Origin of the sequence: Rhodococcus sp. CX (assembly GCF_015865005.1) — a bacterium.
In the GTDB taxonomy this organism is placed as follows: domain Bacteria; phylum Actinomycetota; class Actinomycetes; order Mycobacteriales; family Mycobacteriaceae; genus Rhodococcus.
In genome coordinates, this window is record NZ_JADZGH010000232.1 from 120 (window position 1) to 2,361 (window position 2,242).

Here is a 2,242-nt window from a genome sequence, read left to right on the forward strand (position 1 = left end):
CGGTAACCTCCAGCAGGCGCTCATAGAGTCGTCATCGGAGAGCAGATCCCCGGCCCGTTCGCTCTGAGCGGTCGACCCACTGCTGCCAGACCTGTGCACCGCCGGTGGCGCGAGGACCGATCATCGCGGGTGGTGGGTCGCAGAACCCCAAAGCATTTACCGCCCGCTGCACGGCATGGACAGTGCCCAGCCGGGCGCCGCCGAGCAGCCTGTCACGGCGGACCCGTTCGAACAGTTCGGTGGTGAGGTCCTTGAGATGCGGGCTCCGGTTGAGCAGGAAAAGTTGGCAGGCCACCATCGGCAGCAGCGTGTCGTCGTCGCGACCGAGTCTATAACCTCACTCGGCGAGCGCTTTACGACGACGGGCGACTTCGCCGTTGACCCGGTCGCGCCCGAAGATCCGCCACGACAGGGTCAGTCGTTGGAAGCTGCCGAGCCGGTGGAACTCGGTGAACGAGCCCAGCAGGTAGGCGTGCGCAGCGAGGTAGGGGCGGACCTCGTCGCCGACCCAAGCGGGTGCGCGCCGGCGGAACTCGGACTGATCCCGGCCGAGCAGATCGATCCATTCCTGCGTGCTCCAACCCCAGAAGGTCCGCTCCTTCTCGGCGCAACACACCAGCAGCACCGCGACCACGTCGGCCATGGCGCGCCGCCGATGCGCAGTGGCAGGAGAATCCAAATCGGCATTGACCGCTTCCAGAGGTTGCAGCAATCGTTCGATCCCGCGCCAGCGCGGCGCTGTCGGATCGTGATGCTGCAGCCGCCGCAGGTTGCGCACACCGAGTTCACCGATCGCCGCGGCTTCCTCGACTCGGACCTCAATGGCGGTATCGAAGTGATGCTCGACTAGCGGTGAACACCAGCGTGATTCGAGTACGTCGTCAGTCATCCCCGACAGTGGCACGGTCACTGTGGAGCTCCTGCCGCGGTGGCGTCCATGCCGGTGAGCATCGCGATGCGCCGGGCGTGGATGTGGTCCATGCCGCGGCCGAGCTTGTCGGCCAGATCCCGTCCGGACAGGTGGATATACCGCAGCGTCGAGTGAGTATGGCGATGCCCGGCGAAGGTCGCAATCGTGTGCAGCTCCCATCCCATCCGAGCCAGATCGGTCAGACACAGATGCCGGATAGTGTGGGTGGAGAACCGCGGAACATCGGCGGCCAACGCGATCCGTCGCACCACCTTCGACCACGTCCACAGACTCAGCGGCTGGGCGTGATTGCGGCGAGACTCCGACAAGAACAGCGGTCCGCGTGCCCTGCTCAGGCTCGCCCGGTGCGCGAGATAGCCCGACAGCAGCACCCCAGTTGCAGCCGAATAGGGCACGACCCGCTCGAGGCGGTTCTTCGTCGTCGCCGCCCGGATCCGCAGGGTGCAGTGGGCGGGGTCGAGGTCGTCGGTGCGCAGCGAGCACAGCTCCTCACGGCGCAACGCGGCATCGTAGGCCAGGGCGAGCATCACCCGGTTGCGGATCGGTTCCGCGGCGGCGACGGTCAGGATGTCCGCCCACTGCCCTCGGTGGGGATCCACGGCAGCTTCGTCAACCGGGGCACCAACCCGCGCTGATGACCGCCACCGCGCCGGTCGGGCGTGAAGCGGCCCCGGCCAACAGGATTGGACTCGCGGAGCCCCTCCTCCATGAGGTGGTCGTAGAACAGTCGCACCGGCACCAGCCGCTGCTGAATCGTGGCGTTGGCGAGCCCGCAGCCGGAATCGAGGGACACCACGTTCGAGCCTCGGCAGCTGGGTCGCTCGGTCAACTCCCGCACATAGATACCGATATGGGCCCGGCTGGCGGTGAGCGGGTCGACGCCTTCACGTTCGCACATCTGCAGGTACTCGGCGAGTCCCCGGGCGTAGGCGTCGATTGTCGGGACGCCCTCCCGAGATCGGTCCACAGTCGCAGCCACCCGGCCGTCTGCACATGCCGGCCCAGCACCGGCCACTTCTCCTCCCACGCCACCGTGCCGCTCACATCGTCTCCTCAGTTCCGTGGTCAACCCCGAGGAGAACAGGATCATCCCCACGGCCAGATTCCACGTAACTTTTGAGATGCTCAAGCGGCAGATGTACGGGCGAGCCAACCTCGACCTGCTTCGGAAACGCGTGATCCACCTGGAATAGTGCAGCGCGGCAGCGCCTTCGCTGAGTAGGTCCGGGGCGCGGTGACGGGATTGCTCCCGCCCCGTTTCCCCGGACCTCTCGCCGAACCCGCCGTGCGCCTCTCGACGCAACGGGCTCT

3 protein-coding genes are annotated in these 2,242 nt (G+C 66.8%); all 3 read right to left on the bottom strand.

What is annotated here, in order from left to right:
- Nucleotides 1-337 precede the first annotated feature (337 nt).
- The 3 genes from I0Q12_RS26040 to I0Q12_RS33970 are packed head-to-tail and all read right to left on the bottom strand — an operon-like array spanning nt 338 to nt 1,910.
- Nucleotides 338-910, bottom strand: a complete 573-nt coding sequence (locus tag I0Q12_RS26040) for a hypothetical protein (RefSeq protein WP_197256125.1) — start codon at nt 908-910, stop codon at nt 338-340.
- On the bottom strand, nt 907-1,530 hold the full coding sequence (locus I0Q12_RS33965; protein WP_307846535.1) for a site-specific integrase: 624 nt from the start codon (nt 1,528-1,530) through the stop codon (nt 907-909). The genes I0Q12_RS26040 and I0Q12_RS33965 overlap by 4 nt, the downstream gene beginning before the upstream one ends.
- Entirely contained in the window at nt 1,494-1,910 is a 417-nt protein-coding gene (locus I0Q12_RS33970) for an integrase (protein ID WP_231611461.1), read from the bottom strand. Before I0Q12_RS33970 ends, I0Q12_RS33965 begins: the two co-directional genes overlap by 37 nt.
- Nucleotides 1,911-2,242 lie beyond the last annotated feature (332 nt).